This window comes from Oceanobacillus picturae, assembly GCF_000612865.1.
Classification (GTDB): Bacteria; Bacillota; Bacilli; order Bacillales; family Amphibacillaceae; genus Oceanobacillus_B; species Oceanobacillus_B jordanicus.
This window is the reverse complement of the sequence record NZ_CCAX010000001.1, coordinates 1635710-1661637: the sequence shown is the minus strand read 5'-3', so window position 1 is coordinate 1661637 and position 25928 is coordinate 1635710. Positions and strand designations below refer to the sequence as shown.

Annotated in this window: 32 protein-coding genes and 1 riboswitch; of the genes, 29 read left to right on the top strand and 3 right to left on the bottom strand. The window is 39.6% G+C overall.

What is annotated here, in order from left to right; all coding sequences use genetic code 11:
- Positions 1-34: 34 nt before the first annotated feature.
- Together BN988_RS08475 and BN988_RS08470 are read right to left on the bottom strand one after the other, a co-directional pair.
- Entirely contained in the window at positions 35-2056 is a 2022-nt protein-coding gene (locus tag BN988_RS08475) for a penicillin-binding transpeptidase domain-containing protein (RefSeq protein WP_036575162.1), read from the bottom strand.
- Positions 2057-2187: 131 nt separating this feature from the next.
- A complete protein-coding gene (locus tag BN988_RS08470; protein WP_036575159.1) occupies positions 2188-2787 on the bottom strand; it encodes a class D sortase in 600 nt (199 codons plus the stop codon).
- A 429-nt stretch (positions 2788-3216) separates the two neighbouring features.
- Between BN988_RS08470 and BN988_RS08465 the strand changes: the two genes are divergently transcribed.
- The 10 genes from BN988_RS08465 to nagB all read left to right on the top strand — a co-directional run bounded on the left by BN988_RS08465 (position 3217) and on the right by nagB (position 10126).
- Complete coding sequence (locus BN988_RS08465; RefSeq protein ID WP_036575157.1) at positions 3217-3831, top strand: CalY family protein; 615 nt, start codon at positions 3217-3219, stop codon at positions 3829-3831.
- 133 nt (positions 3832-3964) lie between these two features.
- Positions 3965-4834 carry an amyloid fiber anchoring/assembly protein TapA gene (tapA, locus tag BN988_RS08460; protein WP_036575154.1) on the top strand — a complete coding sequence of 290 codons (870 nt, stop codon included), beginning with the start codon at positions 3965-3967 and terminating at the stop codon, positions 4832-4834.
- Positions 4835-4836: 2 nt separating this feature from the next.
- Positions 4837-5427: a signal peptidase I SipW gene (gene sipW / locus BN988_RS08455; RefSeq protein WP_036575151.1), complete on the top strand. Its 591-nt coding sequence runs from the start codon at positions 4837-4839 to the stop codon at positions 5425-5427.
- A 36-nt stretch (positions 5428-5463) separates the two neighbouring features.
- Positions 5464-6138 (top strand): M73 family metallopeptidase, encoded by a 675-nt coding sequence (locus BN988_RS08450; protein ID WP_036575148.1) that lies wholly within the window; start codon positions 5464-5466, stop codon positions 6136-6138.
- 151 nt (positions 6139-6289) lie between these two features.
- A riboswitch (cyclic di-GMP riboswitch) is annotated at positions 6290-6372 on the top strand.
- Positions 6373-6394: 22 nt separating this feature from the next.
- Positions 6395-6529 carry an anti-repressor SinI family protein gene (locus BN988_RS18625; protein WP_081779379.1) on the top strand — a complete coding sequence of 45 codons (135 nt, stop codon included), beginning with the start codon at positions 6395-6397 and terminating at the stop codon, positions 6527-6529.
- A gap of 71 nt (positions 6530-6600) precedes the next feature.
- On the top strand, positions 6601-6930 hold the full coding sequence (locus tag BN988_RS08445) for a helix-turn-helix domain-containing protein (protein ID WP_036575146.1): 330 nt from the start codon (positions 6601-6603) through the stop codon (positions 6928-6930).
- Positions 6931-7133: 203 nt separating this feature from the next.
- Positions 7134-7625, top strand: a complete 492-nt coding sequence (locus tag BN988_RS08440) for a VanZ family protein (RefSeq protein ID WP_390620570.1) — start codon at positions 7134-7136, stop codon at positions 7623-7625.
- A 144-nt stretch (positions 7626-7769) separates the two neighbouring features.
- On the top strand, positions 7770-7931 hold the full coding sequence (locus BN988_RS19080; protein ID WP_159033269.1) for a hypothetical protein: 162 nt from the start codon (positions 7770-7772) through the stop codon (positions 7929-7931).
- Between the two features lie 302 nt (positions 7932-8233).
- Complete coding sequence (gene nagA / locus BN988_RS08435; protein WP_036575142.1) at positions 8234-9397, top strand: N-acetylglucosamine-6-phosphate deacetylase; 1164 nt, start codon at positions 8234-8236, stop codon at positions 9395-9397.
- A 3-nt stretch (positions 9398-9400) separates the two neighbouring features.
- The gene (nagB, locus tag BN988_RS08430) at positions 9401-10126 is read left to right on the top strand and encodes a glucosamine-6-phosphate deaminase (RefSeq protein ID WP_036575140.1); all 726 of its coding nucleotides are present in this window, start codon (positions 9401-9403) and stop codon (positions 10124-10126) included.
- Positions 10127-10319: 193 nt separating this feature from the next.
- Here the strand turns inward: nagB and BN988_RS08425 are convergent, their stop codons facing one another.
- Positions 10320-10961 (bottom strand): YigZ family protein, encoded by a 642-nt coding sequence (locus BN988_RS08425; RefSeq protein WP_036575138.1) that lies wholly within the window; start codon positions 10959-10961, stop codon positions 10320-10322.
- Between the two features lie 171 nt (positions 10962-11132).
- On the opposite strand from BN988_RS08425, the gene BN988_RS08420 reads away from it, so the two are divergent.
- From BN988_RS08420 to BN988_RS18845, 19 genes are all read left to right on the top strand, one after another.
- On the top strand, positions 11133-12272 hold the full coding sequence (locus BN988_RS08420; RefSeq protein WP_036575135.1) for a sensor histidine kinase: 1140 nt from the start codon (positions 11133-11135) through the stop codon (positions 12270-12272).
- A gap of 103 nt (positions 12273-12375) precedes the next feature.
- Entirely contained in the window at positions 12376-13071 is a 696-nt protein-coding gene (locus BN988_RS08415) for a response regulator (protein WP_036575134.1), read from the top strand.
- Positions 13072-13361: 290 nt separating this feature from the next.
- Positions 13362-14204, top strand: a complete 843-nt coding sequence (locus BN988_RS08410; RefSeq protein ID WP_036575131.1) for a DegV family protein — start codon at positions 13362-13364, stop codon at positions 14202-14204.
- Between the two features lie 278 nt (positions 14205-14482).
- A complete protein-coding gene (locus BN988_RS08405) occupies positions 14483-15895 on the top strand; it encodes a DEAD/DEAH box helicase (protein ID WP_051557747.1) in 1413 nt (470 codons plus the stop codon).
- The gene (locus BN988_RS08400; protein ID WP_036575129.1) at positions 15895-16569 is read left to right on the top strand and encodes a ComF family protein; all 675 of its coding nucleotides are present in this window, start codon (positions 15895-15897) and stop codon (positions 16567-16569) included. Before BN988_RS08405 ends, BN988_RS08400 begins: the two co-directional genes overlap by 1 nt.
- Positions 16570-16652: 83 nt before the next feature.
- Complete coding sequence (locus BN988_RS08395) at positions 16653-17066, top strand: TIGR03826 family flagellar region protein (protein WP_036575127.1); 414 nt, start codon at positions 16653-16655, stop codon at positions 17064-17066.
- Positions 17067-17184: 118 nt separating this feature from the next.
- Positions 17185-17445 carry a flagellar biosynthesis anti-sigma factor FlgM gene (gene flgM, locus BN988_RS08390; RefSeq protein ID WP_036575125.1) on the top strand — a complete coding sequence of 87 codons (261 nt, stop codon included), beginning with the start codon at positions 17185-17187 and terminating at the stop codon, positions 17443-17445.
- Between the two features lie 29 nt (positions 17446-17474).
- The gene (locus BN988_RS08385; protein ID WP_036575123.1) at positions 17475-17963 is read left to right on the top strand and encodes a flagellar protein FlgN; all 489 of its coding nucleotides are present in this window, start codon (positions 17475-17477) and stop codon (positions 17961-17963) included.
- Positions 17964-17985: 22 nt separating this feature from the next.
- Positions 17986-19524 carry a flagellar hook-associated protein FlgK gene (flgK, locus tag BN988_RS08380; RefSeq protein ID WP_187120239.1) on the top strand — a complete coding sequence of 513 codons (1539 nt, stop codon included), beginning with the start codon at positions 17986-17988 and terminating at the stop codon, positions 19522-19524.
- A gap of 9 nt (positions 19525-19533) precedes the next feature.
- Positions 19534-20406 (top strand): flagellar hook-associated protein FlgL, encoded by an 873-nt coding sequence (gene flgL / locus BN988_RS08375; protein ID WP_036575119.1) that lies wholly within the window; start codon positions 19534-19536, stop codon positions 20404-20406.
- A 103-nt stretch (positions 20407-20509) separates the two neighbouring features.
- The gene (locus BN988_RS08370) at positions 20510-21082 is read left to right on the top strand and encodes a DUF6470 family protein (RefSeq protein ID WP_036575116.1); all 573 of its coding nucleotides are present in this window, start codon (positions 20510-20512) and stop codon (positions 21080-21082) included.
- 74 nt (positions 21083-21156) lie between these two features.
- Positions 21157-21606, top strand: a complete 450-nt coding sequence (fliW, locus tag BN988_RS08365) for a flagellar assembly protein FliW (RefSeq protein WP_036575114.1) — start codon at positions 21157-21159, stop codon at positions 21604-21606.
- 2 nt (positions 21607-21608) lie between these two features.
- Entirely contained in the window at positions 21609-21833 is a 225-nt protein-coding gene (gene csrA, locus BN988_RS08360) for a carbon storage regulator CsrA (RefSeq protein ID WP_036575111.1), read from the top strand.
- A gap of 78 nt (positions 21834-21911) precedes the next feature.
- Positions 21912-22259, top strand: a complete 348-nt coding sequence (gene flaG, locus BN988_RS08355) for a flagellar protein FlaG (RefSeq protein WP_036575109.1) — start codon at positions 21912-21914, stop codon at positions 22257-22259.
- A gap of 27 nt (positions 22260-22286) precedes the next feature.
- Positions 22287-23852, top strand: a complete 1566-nt coding sequence (locus BN988_RS08350) for a flagellar hook-associated protein 2 (protein WP_036575106.1) — start codon at positions 22287-22289, stop codon at positions 23850-23852.
- Between the two features lie 29 nt (positions 23853-23881).
- A complete protein-coding gene (gene fliS, locus BN988_RS08345; RefSeq protein WP_036575104.1) occupies positions 23882-24280 on the top strand; it encodes a flagellar export chaperone FliS in 399 nt (132 codons plus the stop codon).
- On the top strand, positions 24280-24633 hold the full coding sequence (locus BN988_RS08340) for a flagellar protein FliT (RefSeq protein ID WP_036575102.1): 354 nt from the start codon (positions 24280-24282) through the stop codon (positions 24631-24633). Before fliS ends, BN988_RS08340 begins: the two co-directional genes overlap by 1 nt.
- 286 nt (positions 24634-24919) lie before the next feature.
- Positions 24920-25477, top strand: a complete 558-nt coding sequence (hpf, locus tag BN988_RS08335; RefSeq protein ID WP_036575101.1) for a ribosome hibernation-promoting factor, HPF/YfiA family — start codon at positions 24920-24922, stop codon at positions 25475-25477.
- Positions 25478-25757: 280 nt separating this feature from the next.
- A complete protein-coding gene (locus BN988_RS18845; protein ID WP_155988275.1) occupies positions 25758-25913 on the top strand; it encodes a hypothetical protein in 156 nt (51 codons plus the stop codon).
- Positions 25914-25928: the final 15 nt, after the last annotated feature.

Genomic DNA, 25928 nt, shown 5'->3' with positions numbered 1-25928 from the left:
ACAGTCACGATTGACTGTTCAGCTTTTTGCTTTACTATTTCAACTCATTAAACACATCGACTACTTTTTTTGTTGTATAAACACTTCCGCCTTTTTCTTTCACATTTTCGACCATCATGGCGATTAATAAATCTTGTTCACTTTCTTTTGTCGGAAAGCCGACAAACCAACCATTCTCTTCACCAGAATCATCTTCTGTTGTCAGTTTCAATTCAGCTGTACCAGTTTTACCGGAAATCCCTACTTCTGAGTCAGCAGTATATTTGGATGGTGTACCAGATTGACCAACCTCGTATAACAGATCCTTCATCAAATTAGCCTGGTCATTATCAAGCAGGTTTTCTTTCCATACCTGAGCTGTTTCTTCGCTTGTAAGCAATGTTGGTTTTATCATGTTCCCTTCGTTTAAGAAGGTAGTGTATGCTGTGGCAAGGTGTAACGAGCTCATTTCTAACTGTCCTTGCCCATAACTTGAATTGGCAAGCAATACTTCATCATCCAACTTTCCGTCAGAAGAGATGCTGGAAGCAGTGAAAGGATATTCGTATGGCAGATCTTCCCCAAAACCGAATTCTTTTAATCCTTTTACATATGCTTCGCTCCCCATGTTCACTGCTTGCATGGCGAAGTAAATGTTATCAGAACGTACAAGGGCATCCTTTAAATCAACTGGGCCACTAGATTCGGAAACACGGCGGACAGCGTAATCTCCCCATCCTTTCCCATTACTCCATGTCAATCCATCGATTTCTAATCCTTCATCTGGATCAATGCTGCCATTTTTTAACCCGATTGCAGAAGTAATTGGTTTAAGAGCTGATCCTGGTGCGAAGGTTGATGAGAAACGATTTAACAATGGCTGCTGCTCATCCTCCTGTAATGTTTCCCACAGATTCGCTTTCGTCCCATAAAGGATTTCATTTGGATCGAATGATGGACTACTGACAAGTGCAAGTGTCTCTCCTGTTTTGGGATTTATTGCTGCAGCTGTACCAGCATCCTCTTCATAAGAATCAAAAATGCTTTCCTGTACATTTACATCAATTGTCAAGGTAATATTTTTACCATTTTCAACAGGCGTCTCGGCAAGAACGATAGGTTCTTGATTTTCTTTTATTACTTCAATACGTGTGCCTTTTTTACCTTTAAGTTGCTCTTCATAGAGACTTTCAAGACCTCTTTTACCAATCATATCGTTTGCACTGTAAACGCCTGGTTCCTGTTCCTCTAACTCTTCAGCTGTAATATTTCCAATATATCCTACCAGCTGTCCAGCAGCTTCTCCAGCTGGGTAGACACGACCAGTTACTTCTCTACCAGCAACACCATCTATTTCCCATAATGGGGATAAGTCATTAGTAGAAGGCACCTTTTTTAAGGGGACGAATAAGTCTGGCTCGACCCAGGCAGCATTTAATGCTTCATCAATGGCATCAACCGAAAGCCCTATTAAGCTAGAGAGTTCTTCTTTGCTTTGTTCAGGGTTACTGCCAAGTTTTCCTGGAATGATCCCAATTTCATTTACCTTGTCATTAATGGCTAATGGCATTTGATTCCGGTCAAGAATCTCTCCTCGAGTAGGAGCTTCGCTTTGAATACTAATTTCTCCCCCATCTTTTAGTTCAGGAAAAATAAAGCCAGGGTCCCACTGTACATACCAGTTTTGTTCATCCTCTTCTCCTTCTTGTACAAGGGTAGCTTCATAGTCGAATTCAATTGGCCCAGCCATGCTTTCCATCGCTACTTCAAAGGGAATAGTAGCAGTTCCTTCTTCCATTGCGGTTTCCAGCTCTTCCTCTTCCAATTTTGAAAAGGATATAGAAAGGTCAGATATTGCTAGATCTTCATAAATTTTATTGTAACGATCCACATATTCTTCGGTTGGATACGTTTCAGTAGACTCACTTGATAACATGCCATATGCATCAGAGAATTCCTGTTCATTCCAATGCTTCACATATGTATCAAATCGTTCATTTGGTGTTACTTCGTCGTCTGAACAGCCGGCTAACACTACCATAATGATAGCAGCTAAGGCTATTGTTATCTTTTTCATCGGATCCCCCTCCAGTATCTATCTTGTAATCTAGGTCTATTATAACATGTTTGTTAAAGAATTCAGCCAATACAGAAAGCCACAAGGAAATTGATAACCCTAGTGGCTAGTTATTACATTTGCTATTAGCCCTAAATATCATTTTCTGTTTCAACAGGTAAGGCTGTAATAATATAACGGTCTGGAGCGCTTCCGACAAAAGAAAAAGGGTAGCAGGTGGTCAAGGTCAATACTTCCTCTGGCGCTGTAGGGGAGATGATAGTCCGATCATTCGCATCCACGATCTTTGTATCCACTATTTCATAAGTGAAGTCTCCATAAGATAGTTTGACTGTTAAATGGTCTCCTAGCTCGAGCTCCCCCATACTGCGGAAAACAGTATCCCGATGACCGGATAAAACGATCTGATCGTTTTGACCAGGATATGCAGTCCCTTTATAATGACCTACCCCTTTTGCAAGGTCATCTTCATCTGTTCCTTCTACTATAGGTAATTCGGCATCTAGCCTAGGAATATACAGAATCCCGGCAGTGTCGCCCGTTTGTGGAGCAAACTCTTTCGCTGTTTCAGTTGATCCTTCATTTGTTTGGACTTTTTGTCCCTCATCGAGCAATGTTTGTGCCTCTGCCAGACTATTTTTTTGCGCTTGGGCTGTATGGAACCATTGATAACCTCCAACACCTAGTAAAACGAGTCCAGCAACGATTAACAATAGGGAGAGCTTTTTCATGGGCAAAACTCCTTGCGTTCGTTATTTACTTCTAGTATATAGAAAGCTTTCTTTTTTTGAAAGATCAGATAAGGAAGAGTTGAATTTTATTAAGAACAAAAATTTATTCAATTTAGCAAAAAGTTAAGTAATTTAAAGAAAAAGAGCAAAAAACAAAGGAAAACGTTCTTTATATAGAATTATTGAGCGAATATGAAGTTTTGCAAACTATGAAATATGACCTATACTGCAAGTAATCGTTCGTTATATAAAACAACTATGTAGATAAAAAGAACGATACTTATACATAGGGAGGGGGACATTCGCTGTATATGAAGATGGTAGGAGTAGTGGACGTTCGTTTATCAAGGTAACCATCATGTAATTCTTCAGGGAACAGCAGCGGAACGTATCTCAAAATATTTATAAACTATTAGGAGGAATTTTATTATGAGTATGAAGAAAAAATTAGGTTTAGGTATCGCAACAGCAGCACTAGGAATTTCATTAGTAGGCGGAGGAACATTTGCATATTTTAGTGACACAGCAGAAACAACTAGTACATTTGCTGCTGGTACTTTAGATTTGAGTGCTAATCCAACTACAATCATTGATGTTAACAAAATCAAACCTGGAGATTGGATGACTCGTTCATTTGAACTTAAAAATAATGGTTCACTGGATATTGCAAAGGTTCTACTTGAAACCTCATATGAAGTAACAGATGCAAAAGGCGATAACGCTGGAGAAGACTTCGGTAAGCATATTAGAGTTAACTTCTTATGGAATGAAGACAAAGCGTTTTTAGGACCTTGGTCTCCGGATGATATTGTATTCAATACTACTCTTGCAGATTTGCAGAGTATGAGCCCGGATGCAGTGGCAAATGAAGTCTTTGTACCTATCTTAGAAGAGCGTGGGGGACTAAAAAGTGGTGACTCCGACAAGCTATATGTTCAGTTCCAATTCGTTGAAAACGACCAAGACCAAAACAAGTTCCAAGGAGATTCTCTAAAACTTAAATGGACGTTCGAAGGAAAACAAGGATCCGGCCAAGCGAAATAAGTTTAAAGATAGAAAGGCGGGATATTCCCGTCTTTCTTCCATACATATTATATAACAGAGATTTTGCTTTCGTAAGGGCAGCACATATAGCTGCGTTTACGAAAGCAATGAATCATGTTGAATGGAGGGAAATATGTTGCGAATGAGCCGGATGCGAAAGTTTAAAAGGTATAAGCAATTTGTGATGGTATGGAAGGTTTTAGCTATTTGTTATATTTCGGTATTTACGCTTGGATATCTTGCTTCCGGAACAGGAGCCTATTTCGTATCCTCACAGGAAAATGAACAAGTTATTCAGGCGGGGACATGGTGGGATGGCAGTGAACTTGCCTTTGTAGGGAAACCAACAGTGGATGAAAAAGCGTGTCCTGCGATGAACGTTAGCGTGGAATTGAAAAATAAAGGTTTTTCCATGACAGGTACAACTACCTATGAAGTATTCTTTTCCGAAACAGGCAATCCACAAAAAACGGGTAAGAAAGTAGCGAGTGGTGAAATTAAAACGCTCGAAAAAGGTGAAAAAGTTTCTTTAACCTACACAGCAGAAAAAGAAGGCTTTTATGTTTTTAAAGCACTTCAGCACCCATTATATGGCGAAGAAACGGAGAAACCATTAGAGGTTTGGAGCAAAAAAGTAAATGCAAAATGTAAAGAGAAAAAAGTAAAAGAAGAATCAGATAAAGAAGTAGAACAGAAAAAAGACGAGGACATTTCTACTGAGGATAACAAAAAAGAAGAGTCGAATAACACCACCGATGACAGGCAAGAGAAAACTAAACCAGAAACAGAAAAAGCTCCTGTGGAGGAAGAGAAGGACACTTCATCAACTGAGGAAAACATACAGGAAACAGACGCATCAGAAGCTGAATCAGAAGAACAGGAAGTAAAAGAAGAAAAGCAAACGGAAAAACAGACAGAAAAACAACCAGAGAAAAAGCAACAAGAGCAAAGTGATGGGACAGATAAACAATCTACTGGAACAAAAGAGGAAGAGGGAGAATAAACATGTCACTTAAACAAGTAAAAAAGTGGGTTAGCCGCATTACGACCTATGTATTGTTCGCTGCACTCATTGTAATGGCAGTTGTCGTGGTCTCTTCTAAAGCGTCTGGGGGAGAACCAGAAATAGCTGGTTACCAGCTGAAAACCGTGTTATCAGGATCCATGGAACCAGGAATTCAAACTGGATCGTTAATCGCTGTTAAGCCGGACGGGGATATGAAACGGTTTAAAGATGGGGATGTCATCACGTTCATGGATAAAGAAGAAAAACTCATTACTCACCGTATTACCGAAGTAATGGCAAGTGGTGAGCAAGTGATGTACCGGACAAAAGGTGATAACAATAATGCGGAAGATCTTGAGCCGGTATTATCCGAAAATGTAGTGGCGGAATATACGGGGTTCACCATTCCGTACCTTGGGTATTTGGTTAACTTTGCACAATCTCGAAATGGCGCATTTCTGTTACTCATTCCAGGGATTTTACTACTATGTTACTCCGGCCTAACGATTTGGCGGACCCTTGGAGAAATAGAGAAGCAAAATAAAAAAGGCGATCAGAAACTGGAAGAAGGACGATCACTTTCTTCCTAACAATAGAAGGAAATCTAATTTTAGGGGGTGGATTCCATGAATAAACGTTTCTTCATTCTAAGTTTTGTTTTACTACTATGCAGTTTTTTCCCATTAGGGTACGTATCTGCAGCGGAAGCAAATGAAGCAGACGCTTCTAAGGAGTTGGATATTCAACTTTCGCCAAACGACTATTTGTTCCAGGTTCCCAATATGAAACCAGGCGATTGGGCACCAAGGGATCTCAAAATCTCTAATGACGGCAAACAGGATTTTAGTTATCATGTAGAGCTGGCAAATACGACGGAAGAGAAAAGGCTGTTTAATGAATTAATTATTGAAGTAGCAGACGGGGATGAACAACTTTATAAAGGGAATCTGCCGAATTACGCCATCCCGGACAGAAGTCTGGATGCCGGAGAACAAGAAGAACTGAAGCTAACTGTTTATTTCCCAGACCACCTGGGGAACGAATTTCAAGGACTTGAAACGGAGTTTGTCCTCATATTCACCGCAGAAGGAGAGGAAGATCAGCAAGACTCCATCAGTGTAGGTGGTAATGTAAGTAATGGAGATGGGAATGGAGCTTCAGGAGTTAAAGGTGGAGCAGCCTTACCTAATACATCAACAGATATTTTTACTCTTCTCCTTTTCGGAACGATTTTACTGGCAGTCGGGGGCGGCATTCTTGTTATACGTAAACTACGGTTGATTAAAGATCATCGTATCTAATATTTTCCATATTCTTCGACAAAACAGGTGTAAGATATTCCATTTCTCTTACAAAACTAGTTGAAATAAGACAAAAGAACCTACGCAAATAGTCGTGAATTTATAGTATCATATCACTAGGCAGTTCTATTTAGTGTCATAACTACATTTCCTCAGAAAAAGGCATACTCATCGAAAGACGGGGACGCAAAATCACAGATCTACGGCATATGCTAGGATGGCTGGGTTATCTGGAAATACTAATGGGGGATAGGATATGGAAAAAATAGTTGAGCAGTTATCGTTAGATGGTGAATGGATTGAATTAATCAAAAGGGCAAAGAATCTTGGAATCACTACAGAGGAAATACGTCAATTTCTAAAACAGACGGAATCATTACATAATGCCTGAATTTAATTGTACTTTATATAGAACTCCTCACCCACTTTATGTTATAATTCGCTTTGAAAGAAGGTGAGGGCTTGATCGGTGAAAAAATCAAACAACTTCGCACAGAAAAAAAGATGTCCATTTCTGAATTAGCTGAAAGAGCAGGGGTCGCTAAATCATACCTTAGTTCGATTGAACGTAACCTTCAGACAAACCCATCGATCCAGTTTATTGAAAAAATAAGCACCGTTCTTGGTACGACGGTTAATGATCTTCTACGGGAAGAAAACATAAGCGGTCCTGAGGATTTAGATAACGAATGGTTGAAGATCGTACAGGAAGCAATGGAGTCTGGTGTTTCAAAAGAACAGTTTAAGGAATATCTTGAGTTTAACAAATGGCGCAGTAATAAAGATAGATAACCCATAAAAGCCGTTGCAGTGATGCACGGTTTTTTGGTTTGCACATTTTTTATTCGGGGTATTGCCGATATGGTGGAATAAGGTTATTTTATTAAGGTGGCCATTATAAATAACTCTGAATAAATAATTCATACATGTTCCGGGGGAAGCCCAAAAAGCGGACTACACAATAAGCATATATAACAAGACAAGGAGAATGAATGGTGAAGAAACACATTTTCTGGCTTTTACCCATATGCTGGATGGGGATCATTTTTTACTCTTCCCATCAGCCTTATGAAAATCAAGATGTAAAACCACTTTTGAATAATTTCATAAACGTAAGTTTTCTTGAGCCGTATTTAAACTGGTTATCCTTCACCTATCATGAAAGTGTTGTTAGCGTGGAACAGTTAGGTGTTGCGGGATTTATCGAATTTTTCATCCGTAAAGGTGCCCACGTATCTGTATTCTTCGTACTCTGTTTGCTTTTTTATGTGGCCTTTCGAAAAGCTGGTAAACAAAAGCATAGTAAAGCGTTAATCTTCTCTTTGTTTCTAACGGTAATTTATGCCATATCGGATGAAATTCACCAAGGATTCACACCAAACAGAACACCCTACGTAGGTGACGTCATACTTGATAGCTTTGGTGCCCTGTTGGCGGTAGGCCTACTTGTACTTTTTTTAAAAAGAAAAGGTAGAAGACCTCTGTAAAGTTCTATAGGGAAACGAATAAGGTAATGAGGTATTAAATTTTTGTGAATTTTGAGCATCTGCGACAAGGTTCGACAACATTCTGTTCGTTCATATGCTATTATGCAACAGGTAAGATATTTTTCAAAAGGCGGGGTATGAATAATGGAGCAAGAAAAGTTTAAAACGATGCTAAAAAAAGTAATTCATGATACTGAAACGCATCACATACAATCCTCTCAAGAAATGATTCAGACTTTAATTGATGAACTCACACATGAAAGACTACTTCCGAATGTTCAGCAATCTGTACTGAAAAGTAAATAAAATAAAAAGCGGTCAAGATAAATCATGACGTTAAAGCTCGCCTCTTCAGAAAATGTTAGCAACTAGAGGAGAGCTTCTTTGTGGCGGAATTTTATGCTGCTAGAGTTCTCTTAGATCTTTTTCCTTTCCTCTTATTTTTCTCTATTCTTACACTCTTCGTTTTACCAATTTTTCCATTCTCCTAAAAAGTCTTTCTTTCTGAATCTTTTCTATTCAAATTCTTTATTATAGCGCTATCTCTTGCTCCATTTTCTATGAAAAAAGTGGTATGATATATATTATAGTAGAGGAGGAAGAGACAGTTGCAAACAAGGCCCATTTACATAAAAAATGTTAGCATTTTAACAGAAGAAACGATTATGGAAGATAGCGCTCTTCTTTTAGAGAGCGGAAAAATATCTAAGATCGGAAAACAATCGTCCCTTCCGGATGAAATTCAAGAAATTGATGGGAAGGGAAAAATCGTTATACCTGGCTTTATCGACGGACACATCCATGGTGCAAACGGTGCAGATGTGATGGATGCAAGCAATACAGCACTTGATTCAATTGCTTCCGTTCTGCCAAGGGAAGGAACCACAAGTTTTCTGGCAACTACCATCACACAATCACCTGAAAACATTGAGAAAGCGCTAAAAACAGTTGCTGCCTATAATAATAAGCCCGGACAAGCTGAAGTAATTGGCGTACACCTAGAAGGACCATTTATAGAAAAGTCCAAGGCAGGCGCACAGCCACATGCTTATATAATGGAGCCGAGCATTGATCAGTTCGAGAAATGGCAAAAATTATCGGGAGGCAAGATTAAAACGATAACAATGGCGCCAGAGCACGATCCGAACGGAAACTTTATCCGCCACGTGTCAGACCAAGGAGTAATAGTATCAGCGGGGCACACAAGTTCCAGTTTTTCAGATATGAAGCGAGCAGTAGAACATGGTGTCAAACAGGTGACCCATCTTTGTAATGCGATGACCGGTTTACATCATCGTGATGTAGGTACAGTGGGAGCGGCTTTTATGCTCCATGAATTGCGGGCTGAATTGATTGCGGACGGCATTCATATAAGCAAGGAGATGCTGCAATTAGTTTACAAAACGATGGGCAGTGAAAGACTATTGTTGATTACGGACTCCATGCGGGCTAAATGCTTGCAACAGGGACGTTACGAACTTGGTGGGCAACCAGTTGTGGTTACGGAAGACCGTGCAGTTCTAGAAGATGGAACGTTGGCGGGGAGTATTTTAAAAATGCGTGATGGCGCGAAGCAGATGCTTGATTTAAATGGTGTTACACTACAGGAAGTAATCGAAATGGCTTCTGTAAATCCTGCAAAACAGCTTGGATTATATGACCGAAAAGGAAGTATAACTGTAGGTAAAGATGCCGACTTGTTGTTAGTGGATCGTCAGCTTCATATTGCTTCTGCCATTTGTCGCGGGGAAGTAGCTTTTAGGGAGGAATAAAGGATGCAATTAAAAACAGTAGAAAATTACGAGGAAATGAGCAGGGTTGCTTGCTCTGTCATAATCCAAAGAATACAGCAACTAGAAAATCCAGTTTTAGGTTTAGCAACAGGATCAACACCAGAAGGGTTGTACAAGCAAATGATCGAGCAGTACAAGCAGAAGAATGTTTCCTTCGAATCTGTTCGCACCTTTAATCTGGATGAATACGTTGGTTTAACCAAAGAAAACGAGCAAAGTTACGACTTCTATATGAAGGATAATTTGTTTCAACATATTGACATTGATCAAGCAAACACCCATCTACCAAATGGTGTGGCAGCAGACCTGGACAAAGAGTGTATCGATTACGAAGCAAGGATTGAACAGGCTGGTGGTATTGATGTACAAGTATTGGGGATCGGATTAAATGGTCATATTGGCTTTAACGAGCCTGGAACTAATTTTTCTAGTAGAACGCACATCATTGATTTGGCACCTTCAACAAGAAAAGCAAATGCCCGTTTTTTTGAAGATCTGGCTGAAGTTCCAGAGAAAGCCATAACAATGGGGATTGAAACAATTATGCAAAGCAAGGAGATCCTTTTGCTAGTATCAGGTGAGAAGAAAGCGGAAGCTGTTTCCAGAATGATAAAGGGAGAAATATCCGAAGAATTCCCAGCATCTATCTTGCAAAAACATCCAAATGTAACCGTGATTGGGGATGAAGCAGCACTATCCTTGTTATAAAGTGAAACTGCAATCAGAGGGGTTCGTTCTTCCCCCGCTGATTGTTAGTTGAACGAATCGGGGTGTTAGCGTCCGTTACTTCCACTGGAAAGAAAAGGGGTTTCGCTCAGAGCACCAGGAACTAGGCTGGCTCACAAAGGCCTTCTCACCAGGAAGAAACAGGCTGTTTCAAAACAGGAGCCCTTAGCTTTTCTTATTTTGGTTCAACATCTATTTCAACATATTTCTTATCGGTTTGTAATAGGGTAGCCTGATCACTTGTCAGGTCAACAATCCAATCTTGGAAGCTATCTTCTTCACCTGTTTTTACATAGACGATAAACTCTACCTTTTCCAGATAGTTGATTGTTTCAAGGATATAGTCGGATTGCCGCAACACATTTTCCAGCTTGCCAAGCAATGTATATTCAACCGTAATTGAAATTCCTTGCATTAATTGTCTTTTTACAATACCGCTACCTTGGAGTGCTTCTGTAGTGGCATTACCGTAAGCGCGGATTAGTCCGCCAGCTCCAAGTTTAATACCGCCAAAGTATCGTGTAACGACGACAACCGTATCTTTTAGATTTTTCTTCTTGAGAACTTCAAGCATTGGGACTCCAGCTGTACCACTAGGCTCGCCATCATCATTAGCTTTTTGAATCTGGTCATGTTCGCCGATCATATAAGCAGAGCAGTTATGTGTTGCAGCATTATGTTTCTTTTTAATCTCCTGGATGAACTGCTGGGCCTCCTCTTCTGTTTCTACTCTAGCCACATGGCCAATAAACCGTGACTTTTGTATGATTATTTCTTCAATAGCAGTTTGTTTCACTGTAAAATAAGTCGCTAACATGTTGCATTTAGCCTCCTTAACAGACATGATATTAATATAGAGTGTGCTATAATGCATCCTCATGCACATAGGTAGGAAGTCGGGTCTGAAAAAATGTACGATACATGCTAAAAGGCCCTATAAAAATTCATAATATATACGTATAATTATAACATAGGTTGGTGGGAGACGATGGCACAAAAGATTAGCGAAACAGCACTCGATTATATTATTAATGAAATGATTGAGGTAGTCGAAAACAGCAAGGACGAGATTTTTAATATTAGTGAAGAAGCACGCAGTGAACATGAACACCTCGTCCGAGAGTTAAAAGACACAAAGCATAAAGTCGCCCAGCATATTGAGGATGGAGACCAACTGGAACAAAAGGTGCGGTTTTCCAGACAAAGACTTGCAGAGGTAAGTAGGTATTTTGATAAGTACTCAGAAAATGAGATACGGGAAGTATATGAAAATACCCATGCCATGCAAACAAAGCTAGCAATGCTCAGGCAAGAAGAGAGTGCTCTAAGAGAGAAACGCGATGACCTAGAGCGACGTTTAATATCCTTAAGCCAAACGATAGACAGGGCGGAGGGGTTAGCAGGGAAAATATCGGTTATCCTTAACTATTTACACGATGATTTTAGACAGGTTAATGAAATGATTGAGGAAGCCAAGGAAAAGCAGGAATTCGGTCTGAAGATCATTGAAGCACAGGAAGATGAGCGGAGAAAGATTTCCAGAGAGATTCATGATGGACCTGCTCAGATGCTCGCCAATATACTGCTACGCTCCGAATTGGTAGATCGTATTTTTCGTCAAAACAATGTGGATCAAGCACTAGATGAAATTAAAGATATTCGAAAAATGATCAGGTCTTCTCTTTATGAAGTCCGCCGGATTATTTACGATTTACGACCAATGGCTTTAGATGATCTTGGTCTTATTCCTACCATCAGAAAATATGTTGCGACAATCGCGGATTATAATAATATGAAAATAGAATTTGCTTCCATTGGAGAAGAAAAACGCTTGAACACGAAATACGAGGTTGCTTTCTTTCGTCTTGTTCAAGAAGCTTTACAGAATGCGGTGAAGCACTCAGAGGCGACGAGAATACAGGTTAAGCTTGAAATATGCACGCAAAATTTAACGATGTTGATAAAAGACAATGGGAAAGGCTTTGATACTTCGATGAAGCGGGACAAGTCTTTCGGTTTAATCGGAATGCGTGAACGAGTAGAGATGTTAGAAGGCAAGCTCGAAATTAATTCCAATATTGGCAAAGGAACTTCGATTCTAATAAAAGTTCCTTATACGCTTAGCTAAGGTTATACTAGTAGATAAGAGATTTTAAAATAAAATACACTATCAATCTATCATCGTATTGTAATAGGGTAAAAATAGAAAAAGAACCTGGAGGAGCAAAGATATGAATACGACGGAAAAACAAATAAAAATTGTACTTATTGACGATCACAAATTATTTCGTGAAGGGGTTAAACGAATTCTCGACTTCGAACCATCCTTTGATGTGGTTGCAGAAGGAGACGACGGATCTGTTGCTTCCAAACTGGTTAAAGAAAACGAGCCAGATGTAGTCTTGATGGATATAAATATGCCGAACATGAATGGTGTACAAGCTACAGCAGATCTTGTACGTTACTTTCCAAATACCAGTGTGATCATTCTATCCATTCATGATGATGAAAGCTATGTGACGCATGCTTTAAAAACAGGAGCACAAGGATATTTATTAAAAGAGATGGACTCCGATGCGTTAATTGAAGCAATTAAAGTGGTAACAGAAGGTGGCTCTTACTTACACCCTAAAGTTACCCATAATCTTGTCTTGGAATACCGGAGACTTGCGAAAGAAAATAATTCTAATATCACAGAAAGTGGCATCGAATACCGTAAACCGCTACATTTACTTACAAAGAGAGAATGTCAGGTACTACAACTCCTAGCAGATGGGAAGAGTAATCGTGCAGTAGCTGAGACGTTATATATTAGTGAAAAAACAGTGAAAAACCATGTTAGTAACATATTGCAAAAAATGAATGTAAATGATCGTACGCAAGCTGTTGTCTCTGCAATTCGCAAAGGATGGGTAGAGGTTCTCTAGTAGATTTTTTGGTTCCCTATGTATAATTTGTTCCTGCCACAACGTACTATCTTTATAGCTAATTGACTATAGCGTGCACCCTGGATTACGAGACCGGGGTGTTTTTTTATGGGTAGTTTTTGGTTGGGATGTATGCACAGAATACAGGTCTATGAAATGCTTTTTATTTAATAAACAAACTGATGCATTTTCTTATCGATTCATGTAAAATAATAATGTCTTAGGCATTATTTTAATAAAAACTATAAATACTTAACGTAATATGCTAGAGCAAAAAGGAGAAGGTAGTTATGAAGGTTGCTGTTATGACAGACAGTACGGCATATATCCCTCGCGATATCCGCAAGCAGCATAACATACATATGGTACCACTTAGTGTTGTTTTTGAAGATGGATCGTTCAGAGAAGAAATGGATATTTCCACGGAAACATTTTACCAAAAAATAAAAACAACGAAATCACTACCAAAAACATCCCAGCCATCTATTGGATATGTAACAGAGAAGTTGGAAGAGTTGGCGAAGGATTATGATGCTGTGATTTCCGTCCACCTTTCTAGTGGCATCAGTGGTACCTACCAGACAGTTGCCAGTGCTGGACGAATGGTAGAGGGCATAAAGGTATATGCTTTTGATTCAGAATTAAGCTGTATGCCACAGGGCTTTTATGCACTAGAAGCAGCAGAGATGGCGGAACAAGGGAAATCACCAGAAGAAATCTTGGAACGGCTTCACGAGATGAAACAATCCATGCGAGCTTATTTTATGGTAGATGATCTTACAAATTTACAGCGGGGTGGACGGCTGAATGGAGCACAAGCAATTGTGGGAAGCTTGTTGCAAGTAAAGCCAGTACTTCATTTTGTTGATAAAGTAATCGTTCCATTTGAAAAGATTCGCACCCGTAAAAAAGCTATTGCTAGAATTATGGGAATGGTTGAAGAAGACGCCGCACAAGGTAATGAACTGCGCATTGTCTTTATCCATGGGAATAACGAAGAAGCTGCATTAGAATTACAGGAAGAATTTCGGGAAAGGTACCCCGAAATGGATACTTCGATCAGTTATTTTGGACCGGTAATTGGAACGCATCTAGGGCAAGGCGCTATTGGCGTTGGCTGGTATAAAAAATAACTTTAAGTAATCAAGTAAAGCGTATAAGGAAAGCTCCAATTGCATTAAGATAACTTCGCTTTTGGTGGGACGGTCACAGCCACGGGCCAACAGAACGTTGGTCACGTAGGCGTTGCCGCAGAATGTAGTGTTTTAAAACATTTTTCTTCTCCTAACCTCCGGAATCTTCGTACTAGAACTCTCCACACTGAACAAATAAGACTTCCTTAGCTAGTGATGACAATCAGAACAGTGTCACCGTTCATTGATCATATCTCTATAGAAAGGAATTGGTTTTCATGGTCGTTCCACTCAACAGGCAGGGGCTTATGGATCTTGCAAAGAACGTTACTGGAAAATTATTGCTTCGTCAGGAAATCCCTCTTTCTGAATTCCACTTCACACAAGCGGTAGAACAAAAATTAATCCGATCTGTCCCCTCATTTACCAAGAAACATTTCACCCTGCAATGTAATCGTTGTGGAAACAACGAAAAGCGTCTTCTGGCACAATATCCCTGTAGTATTTGTGATAAGACGCATAGTTATTGTCGAAAATGTATCGCCATGGGGAGGGTAAGTGAGTGTACGATGCTTTATGAATGGTCCGGCCCTGTACTGGAATGGAAAAGCCATGCTGACCCATGTACCTGGAAGGGAACCTTGACGGTGGCACAACAAAAAGCTGCCGATCGAATTGCCAGCGCTGTTGAAAATAAAGAAAAAGAACTACTATCATGGGCAGTTTGCGGTGCAGGCAAAACAGAGATGTTATTTCCTGCTATCTCCATAGCATTAAAACTGGGAAAGCGTATTTGTTTGGCCACACCGAGAGCAGATGTCATCCGTGAACTCCGCCCGCGTATACAACAAGCATTTGCCAACGCCACAGTCCAAGCACTTTATGGTGGGAGCAAGGACAAAGAGGGTACAGCACAGCTCATTCTTGCCACTACGCATCAATTACTCCGATTTAAGCAGGCCTTTGATGTCTTGATCATTGATGAAATTGATGCCTTTCCTTTTCATGCCGATCCATCCCTTTCGTTTGCTGCAGAGCGAGCAATTAAACTAGAGAGTACCACGATCTACCTAACAGCTACACCAAGAAAACAGCAACTGAAACGGATTCGCAACAACCTCCTTCCCCATATTTTTGTCCCTCGTCGCTTTCATGGTTACCCACTTCCAGTACCCCAGATGAAGCAAGTTTCACAGCATAAAAGTCAGTTGAAAAAGAAAAAACTCCCTCCAAGCTTTTTGAAATGGCTTCTAAATCGAAAGCATCCGGAACGACAAATTCTTGTATTTGTTCCCACCGTCTCCTTAGCCGACCACTTATCTGTGCCTCTAACGGACCTTTTAATTCGCTATGACATTATCACGACAAAACAGCAGGCAAGCACTGTACATGCTTCTGATGGAGATAGGGAAGAGAAGGTGCAATCCTTTCGTGACCGGGATTTATTTATGTTGTTAACTACAACCATATTAGAACGTGGTGTAACCTTTCCGTCTGTTGATGTCATTATTTTGGATGCAGGTCACCATGTATTTGACCAAGCCGCGATTGTGCAGATTGCCGGAAGGGCTGGGAGAAGTCCAGATGACCCATTTGGTGACGTCCTATTATTTCATGATGGCAAAACGGATGCCATGGTAGAAGCTGTCGAGTCGATTCGAAAAATGAACAGGCGAGGAGGTTTTGCCTAATGCATTGTTTATGGTGTGATGACGAAATTATCCCTTACGTAAACTGGGGCAACCTTCTGCTGCCATCCAGACCTGCTTCTCTGTGTGAAGAATGTGAGAGTAAATTAGAGCAGATAGAAGGGGACAGATGCAGAAAATGCAGTCGAAAAACATCAGAGGCAGTTTGCCGTGATTGCCAGTGGTGGGAATCGCAAAAGCGTAATGTTTTAGCTGGTAATTACTCTGTGTATACCTATAATGCCTTTATGCGAGAAATAATTGCAAAGTGGAAATACCGTGGTGACTACATTCTAAGAAATGTATTTGCAGAAGTTTTTACAGAAGGATATTATCAAGCGTTTGGGAAGAAAAAAGATGCCATTATCATCCCTATTCCTCTAAGCGAAAACCGGCTAAAGGAGAGAGGATTTAATCAAGCTGAAGCACTAGCTGCATTTTTACCTAATCAATCCAAAAGCCTACTAGCCAGAATAGATAGTGAAAAACAATCGAAAAAATCTAGAAAACAAAGAATCACGGGAAAGAACCCATTTACCTTGAAAGAAACACTTAACAAACCAGCTATTCTGGTCGATGATATATATACAACAGGCACAACCATCAGACATGCAGCAGAGCTTTTAAAGCAAAATGGTTGTCCAGAGGTTCATTCTTATACCTTAATTAGAGGGTAGCCTCTGCACTGTTATAATTATAGAGGTTGTTCAAAAAATTCGATAAAATGGATACACACTTATAGAACAAAGGAGAACGTACAATGGCTGAATTAGCAAACTGCTCCCGCTGTGATGCGGTATTTGTTAAAGGACTGTGGGATATATGCCAGAGCTGCTATAAAGAAGAGGAAGCAGCATTTGAAACGGTTTATAGTTTTCTACGGGTAAGAAAAAATAGAGAAGCTACACTTCGGGAGGTTGTGGAAGCAACTGGGGTAGATCAGATGCTTATCCTGAAATTTGTGAAACAAAAAAGGTTAAGAACATCACAGTTCCCTCAACTTTCCTATCCTTGTGCAAAATGTGGAGAACCGATTGTCCAAGGAGAAATGTGTGACAAATGTACGAAAGAGTTAAAGGATGATTTGGAGCGGTTTGAGAAAAATAAATCACTTGAACAAAAAAGTGAACAAAACGAACCAGGTAGAACGTACTATTTATTTGATAAATCTTAATTAATACTTTAGAAATCCTAAATAATACCGATATAATGAACAAGAGAATGTTACCATTGGTATTTATAATAGTGCAACCTATAAGAGAAGAATATTCAAGTGAAGAGGTGTGAAGGCCATGAAGATTAACGGACCTAATCAAACGAACTTTAATCCATATAAGAGTCATCTACAAAAACACACGGAGATAAAAAAAGAAACCAAACAGGATCAATTGGAAATCTCTAATCAAGCAAAACAGCTACAAGAGAGTGAAAAGACAAATCCAGCACGTGCAGAGTATATCCAAAATATAAAAAAAGCAGTGGATGCTGGAGAATATAAAGTCGACCCAGAAAAGACCGCGCAAAAAATGATCGATTTCTGGTCAGGTAAATAGAGTTTTCGGATAACAGGGAGGACAACACCATGTCAATTCAAAAAGTGCAAGAAGCATTAAATAGTCTAGTAAAGCTTCATGAAGCTCTACTAGAAATCTCCCGAGAAAAAACAGAGGTTATAAAGGAAGGGAAAGTAGAGAAGCTACAGGCCATCCTTGTAAAAGAGAGAAAGCGGATTCGTGAGTTAGAGCAGGCTGAGACTGCCCGTATCCAAACAGTTGAAGCCTTTGTTAAGGACCATCCATCCATTAGCGATCCATCCATTACTTCCTTATTGGAGCATTTGGATAAAGAGGAAGAAAAGACCGAACTTGAAGCCAGTGCCATTTCGCTAACGGAGGCAATCACAAAACTAAAACAACAGGAGCAACTTAACCAGGCATTGATTAACCAGTCTATGCAATTTGTTCAGCTCTCCCTTGATTTAATGAATCCCTCTCTTAAAAACTTGAATTATGGGGAAGGGAAGGCAGCTTCTTCTGCTGGCAAACGATCGGTATTTGATTCAAAAGCTTAATAAAGAATAAAGGAGTAAGATGATGAGCACATTTCACGGATTGGAAATGGCCAAGCAAGCGTTGTTTACCCAGCAATCAGCGCTCTATACAACAGGTCACAATATTTCAAATGCAAATACAGAAGGTTACTCTAGACAACGAGTTAATTTCGAAACGATGAATCCATTTCCTGCTGGATCAAGGAATCGCCCTGAAATTCCTGGTCAACTAGGGACTGGTGTGCAAGCTGGATCTGTAGAAAGAGTAAGAGATAGCTTTCTAGACTACCAATACCGTTCTGAGAACAGCAAAACGGGTTATTGGGAATCGCTTTCCAATTCATATGTCAGAATGGAAGGCATTATGAACGAGCCATCAGATAGTGGTTTATCAAAAACAATGGATAGTTTCTGGCAATCACTTCAGGATTTGGCAACAACGCCTGAAAATTCGGGTGCGAGATCTGTTGTAGCAGAGCGGGGCCGAGCGGTTGCTGAGACATTTAACTATTTATCTGAATCATTAAGCTCTATTCGAACAGACCTGAAAACTCAAATCGATGTATCTGTAAGTGATGCCAACTCGTTGCTAAGACAAATCGATGGAGTAAACGCACAGATAAGTGCATTAGAACCACATGGTTATCTTCCAAATGATCTTTATGATGAGCGGGACAGATTAATAGACAAGCTTTCTGGCATGATGAACATTAAGGTTAGCTATGACAAGAGTTCTAAAAGCTCTCCTGATATAGCGGCTGGACTTGCAAGCATTGAAGTTGTTGATAACAAAGGGAAAGCCCTCGATCCAGCTGTCAAGCTTGTTGATGGTACCAATGCAGGTAATGAAGGAGCAGTAAATGAAATTGAGGTAGAATACACAGATGATGATACTGCTGCAGTCGCGTCTCTAAATGTTGATGGTCAGTCCATTATGGCATCAAATGGCTCCATCAAAGGATTAATTGATGCATACGGTTATAAGGCAGAAGGCGGAGACGGTGTTACTGGAACTTATACAGATATGCTGGCAGACCTTGATAAAATGGCGAAGACTTTTGCGGACGCATTCAATGATGTCCATCAATCAGGAAAAGATCTTGACGGTGAAGACGGCGTAGAGTTCTTTAAATTTAAGGAAGGCCTTGAAGGTACAGCTGAGGGATTAATAGTAAACCAGGATATCCTAGATGAACCTGATCTTATTGCAGCTGCCCCAGGAGACGAAACAGGCAATGCAGGAAATGGCGGCAATGCTTCGAAACTAGCAGAGGTATTTAATGATACATCATTAACCGACGACCCACTCGGGAAAAATACTTCCGTTAATACATTTTACCAATCTTTAATTGGGGAGATGGGGGTACAATCTCAAGAAGCTAGTAGAATGACAGCAAACGCTAATGTTCTTCGTTCTCAAGTAGAAGATCAACGTATGTCAGTGAGCTCTGTTTCGCTTGATGAGGAAATGTCTAATATGATTAAATTCCAGCATGCTTATAGTGCTGCTGCAAGAAGTATGACGACAATTGATGAAATGCTTGATCGTGTTATCAACAATATGGGATTAGTAGGAAGGTAGGGGAAATAAATGCGTATAACACAAGGAATGTTATCCAATAACATGCTTCGTAACCTAACATCTAGCTATTCAAAAATGGATACATTGATGGATCAAGTTAGTACAGGTAAAAAGATAAACCGCCCTTCCGATGACCCGGTTATTGCGATGAAAGGGATGGGCTATCGCACAGAACTCAAGCAAATTGAACAATATAAACGTAATACGAGTGAAGTTCATAACTGGATGGATAATACGGATTCCGCACTAGATAAAGCAACGCAAACGATGCAGAAGTTACGTGAACTTGCTGTACAGGCAAGCAATGATACATATGATGCTTCCGAGCGTGAGAACATCATGAATGAAGTAACACAGTTGAAAGAGCATATGATGGATATTGCGAATACCAGTGTGAATGGGAAGTATATTTTTAATGGGACAGATACAGAGACACCGCCTGTTGATGAGGATGGCGAATTCGACCCTTCCAGTACAAGCCCAGTTTTAATTGATGTGGCTGGTGGGACAAAGCTACAAGCTAACGTAAATCCCGAAGATGTTTTTGGTAATGATCTATTTGCAAACATTGATTCATTTATTGCTGACCTTGAGAGCAACGATCAGGAAGCGATCGAAGGAAATATATCAAGTCTGCAAGGTGGGATTGATAACATCATTAATGCTCGTGCGGACCTTGGGGCACGTATGAATCGACTAGAGCTAGTTGAAAATAGATTGAGTGAACAAGAGATTGTTGCCACTCAAACAATGGCCGAAAATGAAGATGTGGATTATGAAAAAGCCATTACGGAGTTGATTACCCAGGAGAGCTTACATCGAGCAGCGTTGTCTGCTGGCTCTAAAATTATTCAACCATCCTTAATTGATTTTCTTCGGTAGTTCTCATAAACCCTGACCCAGAAAAGGGCGCAGGGTTTATTTCATTTTTAAATAATAAAATGTCAAACAGTGATTATTCTAGATGATAAGGTGGTGGAATAAAGTGAAGTTACCACAAATCAGGATCCGGTCCCAAATGGCACAAATTCAAATACAGCAAACACCGGCAAGACAGGAGATCAGGCAACCGAAAGCAGACCTAACGATTCAACAGCCGGAGGCAGAGATGACGATGAAGACAACACCCTCCAAATTAAAAATAGATCAAACGAAAGCATGGGAGGATATGAACCTCATGCATATTTTTAAACGAAATGATCGTTTTGCACAGGAAGGCCTCGCATCGGTGAAAGAAGGAATAGCACGTCGTGCTAGGCAGGGAACAGAGCTGATGAAGATTGAAAACGGCGGGAACCCGATAACAACGCAAGCAAAGACTAATTCGGAAGAGTCAATGAAATCGCTCGAACTGACGTTTATCCCATCAGCCTTTAGTGTGAAAACAAGCTATCAACCATCTCAAGTAGACATTTCAGTGAAAACCAATGCACCTATAATCGAAGCCAAGTCAAACAAACCGGAAATAAGCTATACCCCAGGTAAGGTGGAAACAGGAATGAAACAGCAGCCATCATTAGAGATTGATTTTGTTAATTTACACGGTGGGGATGAATAAAGGGCGGCGTTGAAATAGTTCACTATATTATATGTGAATACGATATTTTTCTATTAGACGAAAGGAAGGTTTTTTTGAGAATTCAAACGAAGTATTTAGGCGAAGTGGAAGTAGAGGAACAGCAACTGATTCATTTTGCAACAGGTATTCCTGGCTTTATAGAGGAAAAACGGTTTGTATTATTAGAATTAGCGGATAATCCTGCTTTTCAAATCCTACAATCTGTTGAGACAAAGGATGTAGCTTTTGTTATAACAAGCCCGCATACCGTTTACCCGGATTATACGATTAAACTGGATGACGCCATTATGGAGAGTCTGCAGATAGAGACTGAAAAGGATGTTCTATTATTTTCTATTGTCACGTTAAAGAGCCCATTTCAAAAAAGCACATTAAACTTAAAATCTCCACTCGTCATTAACCCGAGAAGTAAACGAGGCAAGCAATATATCGTAGCGATAGAAGAATATTCTACCACAGCTCCAATTGTTCCAGAGACACCAATGGAAGCGAAAGGGGAGTAAACATGCTTGTACTTAGACGAAAAAAGAATGAGTCCATTCAAATAGGTGAAGAGATTGAAATTAAAATTCTCGGCATTGAAGGAGATCAAGTGAAGGTAGGGATTGAAGCACCAGGATCGGTAGACATTTATCGCAAAGAGCTTTACATAGATACAAAACAGCAAAATAATGAGGCACTTAATATTTCAGAAGACTTGCTGCAGCTTCTGAAAAAAACGGATAAGTAGTAGAAGTTTTCTTATTCTGCTTCATATTGATTTCGATTTAGCCGATATAAAGATTGAATAATATAGTGGAGGAGTTGCATGAATGTGCGCTTAGAAAATGTGATAAATAACTCACAACCTCTTCTATCAAGTGAAAACACCAAAGCTACAGCTCCAGAGATAGATAGAACCAGTGAAAACAGCAAAGCCATAAAGGAATTTGACAAGACAGATATAGAGAATGCTACTAACGCATTAAATGATTTAATGAAACCGTTACATACAAATTTGAAGTTTGAACTGCATGATAAATTAGAGAAATATTACGTTACGGTGGTAGATTCAGAAACGAAAGAAGTAATTAAAGAGATCCCTCCAAAGAAGTTTTTAGACATGTATGCCCAAATGGCAGAGTTTATGGGGATTTTAATTGATGAAAAAGTATAGTGCCTAAAAGGTATAGGAGGGAAACACATGCGTATTGGTGGACTTGCATCAGGAATGGATATTGACCAGCTCGTAAACAAGCTAATGGCAGCAGAGCGTATGCCGCTTGATAAGATGCAACAAGACAAGACAATGCTGGAGTGGAAGCGTGATGGCTTCCGTGAAATTAATACAAAACTATCTGAACTAGATAATTTAATGCTAGATATGAAATTGAGTAAAACATACAATTCGAAAACAATCTCTTCTTCAATGGAAGGTGCAGTAACCGCAACTGGAACACCAAGTACATCTAATGGGTCCTTCGAGATGAGAGTGGAGCAACTTGCTACGAATGCGATTAATGTGAGTACAAGTGGATTAACAAAAGAATTATCCGATGCAGACAAACAAAATGGTATATATCGCTTGGAGTCTGCGACTAAAACTCTAAAAGACCAAGGCATTGATCCAGCAGATTTTGATAATCAGTTAAAATTCACTGTATATAAGGAAAACGGAGAACCTGATGTTAAAACAGTCGATATAAAAGAAGACGATACATTAAAAAGTCTTTTAAAAAGAATTACGGATCAAGATAATAATGTCCGCGCCTTTTATGATGAAGTAACAGATAAAGTAATCATGGAAACGACTCGTACAGGTGGTTATAACAATACTGCCCAAAAAGATGAAGATGGTGTTAACCTTGCCCCAGAAATAGTTTTCGAAAACGACCCATTTTTTGCTAAAGTTTTAAGAATGGACCAGTCAAACGAAAAAGGTGGACAAAACGCAAAATTTACATATAACGGTGTCCACGAAGTAGAATCCACAGAGAACAGCTATAAACTAAACGGAATGACATTTAACTTCACGGATACTACAGATGGTAAATCTGCCAAGCTAACGGTAACCAATGATGTGGATGCTTCGGTTGAAAAGATCATGAAGTTCGTTGATAAATACAACGAAGTGGTTGAAATGATAAACGATGCTCAAAAAGAAGAAAAATACCGAGACTACCCACCACTTACAGAAGAACAGAAAGAAGAAATGTCAGAGGATGAAATAGAACGTTGGGAAGAAAAAGCGAAAAGCGGTATTCTCCGAGGGGAAACTTCCTTAACGTCAGGGCTATTTGATATGCGTCAAAGCTGGTATTCTTCAGTTGAAACAAGTGGAGAATATAAATCCTTAACACAAATTGGCATCACTACTTCCTCTAATTACATGGATGGTGGGAAGTTAATTGTAAAGGAAGATGATCTTAGAGCTGCCTTGCAAGAGAACCCTGCAGATGTTCAAAAGCTTTTTGCTAATAGTAGTGAGGGATCTGATCGGGGTATAATCAATCGATTAGAAGATTCACTAGATCGGACAATGAATACCATAGGGGAAAGAGCTGGGAAAGCTACTAGTACGACATTAGAAAGTTATACTCTTGGTAAACGGATGAAGGATTTAAATACACGGATATCTGATTTTGAAGACAGGTTAACCCAAGTTGAGACACGATACTGGAATCAATTTACTGCGATGGAAAAGGCTATTTCCCGAATGAATAACCAGTCTGCTCAATTAATGTCGCAATTTGGCGGGGGCACGATGTAAAGTGGAATACCAACAGAGGAGTGAGTGTATTGTCGACTAAGCAGTACCAGGCGTACAAGAACAACGCAGTGAATACAGCATCTGGCGGAGAATTAACGCTCATGCTTTATAATGGATGTATTAAATTCATTAAGCAAGCGAGCAGGAATATTGAAAACAATGATTTTGAACAAAAAAATACCAATATCCAAAAAGCACAAAACATCATACAAGAACTGATGATCACATTAGATCAAAAGGTCGAAATTTCTCAGCAAATTCTTCCTTTATATGAATACATGCATTTTCAGCTTAAAGAAGCGAATATAAAAAATGACCCAGCAATCTTGCAAGAAGTCCTTGACCTAACCGTAGATTTCCGAGATACATGGAAGCAGGTCCTGCAAAAAAGCCGACAGACTACTTATACACAGGGCGCACAAGTGTAATGAATCGTCTAAAGCCAGTATACGATGCCACCATAAGACTTGAAAAAGTACTGAGTCAGGAGACGACAGCAAAAAACAGAGAAGAAATTATAGAGCAAGTTAACCAGTTAGTGGAACTACGGGGCGAGCAGATGGAGAACATTGTTGCTCCTTTCTCCGTTGAAGAAAAGAAACTCGGACAAATCGTTGTAGAAAAGAATCGGACAATCGAGGGGAAAATGGAGAACCTTTTCCGTGACCTTAAATTGGAAATGAAGCAAGTTAAGAAACAAAAGAAATCAAACCGAACATATACCAATCCCTATGAAAAAGTTAGGGCTCGAGATGGAAGATTTATGGACAGCAGAAACTAATCGTAAACCTCAACCAACCTAAAAAACACGAAGCGAAAAGTTGCTTCGTGTTTTTTTATACTTTGGCTCGTTATTCAAGTTGTTTGTAAAGATTTCATTAACAAATTAGCTATCATCTCTAAAAAGTTTGTAAAGTATGTGAAGGCTTTGTAAAGCGTTGTAGCAGGCTTTCGTACAGAAAATTCACATAAAAGCACGTTAACCTTAAACTCTAACTAGGTTTATGCAGGAATTTTCGTGGGAAACATAGTATAATATAGGTAGAAGATGAAAGGAGGACACTTTAATGAAATTTAACATTCGTGGTGAAAATCTAGAGGTGACTGGCTCGATAAGAGAATATGTAGAGAAGAAGATCAGTAAACTAGAGAGGTATTTTGATTCAACGCCAATATCGGATGTACATGTCAATTTAAGTGTCTATAATGATGAGCAGCGAATAGAGGTTACGATTCCAATGACAAACCTATTATTACGCGGGGAAGTTCAACACATCGACCTGTATGCTGCCATTGACTTGGTTGTCGATAAGCTAGAAAGACAAATTCGTAAGTATAAAACAAAAGTAAATCGCAAAACAAGACAACATGGTGCAGCAAAGCACGTCTTCGCAGATTTGGAGAAAGATGCCGCAAGTGTTGCGGTTGAAGAAGAAACTCCAGATATTGAGATTGTAAGAACGAAACGATTTAACCTTAAGCCGATGGATTCTGAAGAAGCAGTATTACAAATGGACATGCTCGGACACGCATTTTATGTATTCACAAATGATGTTTCGGGTGAAACCAATGTCGTGTATCGAAGAAAAGATGGACGCTATGGCTTGATTGAACCGAATGCTTAAAAATATAAATTAAAATCGAAGGCGACCCCTGACAAGCAATGGGGTCGCCTTTTTTACATTCCTTCAACATCGATGTCGAAAAATGTAGATCGGTTTACCAAAATTAAATTTCAGATGTGAATTTTCTTCAAAAACAGCCTTGTTTATTCAAAATGCTTGTCGAATAACAACATTTCTCTCTTAATTTTTGTCGAATGGATAGCCAAAAACAGAAAATGGGAATTAGCCAAAAAGTCCTATGTCGTGATATAAATGAGTCAATGGAACCAGGAGGTGTGATATGAGTGAAAAAGAACGAAGATTATTAGTGACTTTATCAAAAAAAGTACAACAACAAGAAGAGACGATCACGCAGCTGGTAGAAATTATTGCAGCAACTAATCGAAGAGTAACAGACATATCTGCCAGACAAGATTCATTAACTGGAACATCCTAAATTCCCACGCAAGAT

Coding starts and splice junctions, on each gene's coding strand:
- sipW (WP_036575151.1), top strand. CDS start 4,837: ATGTCACTTAAACAAGTAAAAAAGTGGGTTAGCCGCATTACGACCTAT.
- BN988_RS08420 (WP_036575135.1), top strand. CDS start 11,133: ATGGCACAAAAGATTAGCGAAACAGCACTCGATTATATTATTAATGAA.
- BN988_RS08465 (WP_036575157.1), top strand. CDS start 3,217: ATGAGTATGAAGAAAAAATTAGGTTTAGGTATCGCAACAGCAGCACTA.
- BN988_RS08450 (WP_036575148.1), top strand. CDS start 5,464: ATGAATAAACGTTTCTTCATTCTAAGTTTTGTTTTACTACTATGCAGT.
- BN988_RS08410 (WP_036575131.1), top strand. CDS start 13,362: ATGAAGGTTGCTGTTATGACAGACAGTACGGCATATATCCCTCGCGAT.
- hpf (WP_036575101.1), top strand. CDS start 24,920: ATGAAATTTAACATTCGTGGTGAAAATCTAGAGGTGACTGGCTCGATA.
- BN988_RS18625 (WP_081779379.1), top strand. CDS start 6,395: ATGGAAAAAATAGTTGAGCAGTTATCGTTAGATGGTGAATGGATTGAA.
- BN988_RS08470 (WP_036575159.1), bottom strand. CDS start 2,787: ATGAAAAAGCTCTCCCTATTGTTAATCGTTGCTGGACTCGTTTTACTA.
- flgM (WP_036575125.1), top strand. CDS start 17,185: ATGAAGATTAACGGACCTAATCAAACGAACTTTAATCCATATAAGAGT.
- BN988_RS08340 (WP_036575102.1), top strand. CDS start 24,280: ATGAATCGTCTAAAGCCAGTATACGATGCCACCATAAGACTTGAAAAA.
- BN988_RS08350 (WP_036575106.1), top strand. CDS start 22,287: ATGCGTATTGGTGGACTTGCATCAGGAATGGATATTGACCAGCTCGTA.
- csrA (WP_036575111.1), top strand. CDS start 21,609: ATGCTTGTACTTAGACGAAAAAAGAATGAGTCCATTCAAATAGGTGAA.
- flgK (WP_187120239.1), top strand. CDS start 17,986: ATGAGCACATTTCACGGATTGGAAATGGCCAAGCAAGCGTTGTTTACC.
- BN988_RS08385 (WP_036575123.1), top strand. CDS start 17,475: ATGTCAATTCAAAAAGTGCAAGAAGCATTAAATAGTCTAGTAAAGCTT.
- flaG (WP_036575109.1), top strand. CDS start 21,912: ATGAATGTGCGCTTAGAAAATGTGATAAATAACTCACAACCTCTTCTA.
- tapA (WP_036575154.1), top strand. CDS start 3,965: ATGTTGCGAATGAGCCGGATGCGAAAGTTTAAAAGGTATAAGCAATTT.
- flgL (WP_036575119.1), top strand. CDS start 19,534: ATGCGTATAACACAAGGAATGTTATCCAATAACATGCTTCGTAACCTA.
- BN988_RS08395 (WP_036575127.1), top strand. CDS start 16,653: ATGGCTGAATTAGCAAACTGCTCCCGCTGTGATGCGGTATTTGTTAAA.
- BN988_RS08400 (WP_036575129.1), top strand. CDS start 15,895: ATGCATTGTTTATGGTGTGATGACGAAATTATCCCTTACGTAAACTGG.
- BN988_RS18845 (WP_155988275.1), top strand. CDS start 25,758: ATGAGTGAAAAAGAACGAAGATTATTAGTGACTTTATCAAAAAAAGTA.
- BN988_RS08405 (WP_051557747.1), top strand. CDS start 14,483: ATGGTCGTTCCACTCAACAGGCAGGGGCTTATGGATCTTGCAAAGAAC.
- BN988_RS08475 (WP_036575162.1), bottom strand. CDS start 2,056: ATGAAAAAGATAACAATAGCCTTAGCTGCTATCATTATGGTAGTGTTA.
- BN988_RS19080 (WP_159033269.1), top strand. CDS start 7,770: ATGGAGCAAGAAAAGTTTAAAACGATGCTAAAAAAAGTAATTCATGAT.
- BN988_RS08425 (WP_036575138.1), bottom strand. CDS start 10,961: ATGTTAGCGACTTATTTTACAGTGAAACAAACTGCTATTGAAGAAATA.
- nagB (WP_036575140.1), top strand. CDS start 9,401: ATGCAATTAAAAACAGTAGAAAATTACGAGGAAATGAGCAGGGTTGCT.
- BN988_RS08415 (WP_036575134.1), top strand. CDS start 12,376: ATGAATACGACGGAAAAACAAATAAAAATTGTACTTATTGACGATCAC.